The sequence below is a fragment of the Dellaglioa sp. CoH-56-MRSF-10 genome, from assembly GCF_056782175.1.
Genome location: NZ_JBXAYF010000015.1, coordinates 1 through 1,690, shown reverse-complemented (window position 1 = coordinate 1,690; position 1,690 = coordinate 1). Strand labels below are relative to the sequence as shown.

General features: G+C 38.3%; 2 protein-coding genes. Both read right to left on the bottom strand.

The window, feature by feature from the left end:
- Nucleotides 1–54: 54 nt before the first annotated feature.
- Nucleotides 55–972, bottom strand: a complete 918-nt coding sequence (locus AC1RP4_RS07575; protein ID WP_481761993.1) for an IS3 family transposase — start codon at nt 970–972, stop codon at nt 55–57.
- Nucleotides 945–1,619, bottom strand: a complete 675-nt coding sequence (locus AC1RP4_RS07570) for a transposase (RefSeq protein WP_481761994.1) — start codon at nt 1,617–1,619, stop codon at nt 945–947. Before AC1RP4_RS07570 ends, AC1RP4_RS07575 begins: the two co-directional genes overlap by 28 nt.
- Nucleotides 1,620–1,690: the final 71 nt, after the last annotated feature.

The window sequence follows — 1,690 nt, the reverse complement described above, 5'->3', positions numbered from 1 at the left end:
TGTACTAGGCCCTGTCAAGTTGACGGATGAAATAATATAAAATTTAATATGTTTCTAAATGGCTTTATCCCAGTATTCATCTGGGGTAAGGCCATTTCTTTGTGTTGAGCGATTGTAATGATTAAAATATTCAATTCCTGCTTCAACCAATTTCATAAGTTCTTGATAGGTCTTTGGCAGTGGCTGACGTGCCATCCATCGATTTTTAAATTCATTCCACCAACGCTCCATTGGAGCGTTATCGTATGGCGTTCCTGGTCGGGACATACTTCTAGTTACTTCATATCGATCAAGAGAACGATTAAATAGTTTTGAGGTATAAGCTGAACCGCGATCGGTGTGCACCATGGGGTGTACACTACCAGCACCTGAAAAGGCCTGCTGAAATACCTGGATTTCTGCTTCACTAGTTTCTGTAGGACTTAGATTATAGGCTAAAAGTCGCCGACCATAAAGATCTAAAACACCACTTAACCGAATTTTATATTCGCCATTTATGCCATATGAAAGCTCTGTTGAATCGGCCAACCAAACTTGGTTAGGTCTACTCACACTAAAATTTTGATTAAGAAGATTATCTTGGATATATTGTTCTGATTGTTTCACACGATTATGCTTCTTCGGATGTACTAAACATCGAATACCTAGTTCTCGCATAACTCGTCGAACCTGTTTGAAAGTAATGGGAAAATTAATTGATGTGTCAGCTTGTAAATTTACCAACATGTTTCCAGTACCAATCCCTTGTAGATTGAAATCAAACCAGTATTGGGTTCGCTCTTTAAGTTGTTTATTACGTGTCTCCCAAACTGTTTCTTGTCTTTTTAACCCTTTGTAGTAAGCCTGACGGCTAACGCCAACCATTTTTATAAGTTTTGTTATCGCACCATGCTTTTCTTGACTAACATTCTTAATCGCGTGATATGCCAGTCGTCTTTGCTTATTCACCCCTTGCGCTGAAGTTCCTGCCATTTTTTTATAAAGGCCGCATATAATTTTTGATCTTCGATTTGGCTTTCTAACTCGTGAATCCGTAGATTCGCTTTATCTAAATCTGTTAGTTCTGATTGATCTTTACGGTGACCACGATTATCGATTAGTGATTCATAACCACCTTGTCGTGCCTTAAGAACCCATGAACGGGCTTGTTGATAAGAGACACCGAAGTGTTCCGCAGTTTCATTATAACTATGTTTATCTTTGGTAATATATTCAACAATTGAAACGCGTTCTTCAAAAGAAGTTTTACGACTCATAATGGGAACCTGCCTTTTGGACGGTGACGCCGTCACCGTTTTATCCTCATTATACTTGGAAACCCAGTCTAATAGTTGTTTTTGTGATCGTAAACCAAACTTAAGTGCAACATCTGCTTGTGAATATTGACCCGTTAGATAAGTTAATACCGCTTCTAATTTCAGCGCTTTTGAATAGTGATTATTGTGGCGCGCTTCCTGTAAACCTTCAATACCATCGCGGTCATAGCGATCGACCCAACGTTTGAATAGATCTTTATTAATACCGTATTCTCGGGCAAAAGTTCTTCTCGGCATTCCGGACTTTCTAAATTCTTCGATAAACGTTAATTTTTCTAATGCTGAATACTTGGCTCTGGACATACAAAAATCCCTCCATGATTATCGGATGAAATTATATTATTTCATCTGACAACCATAAAGGGATTATTACA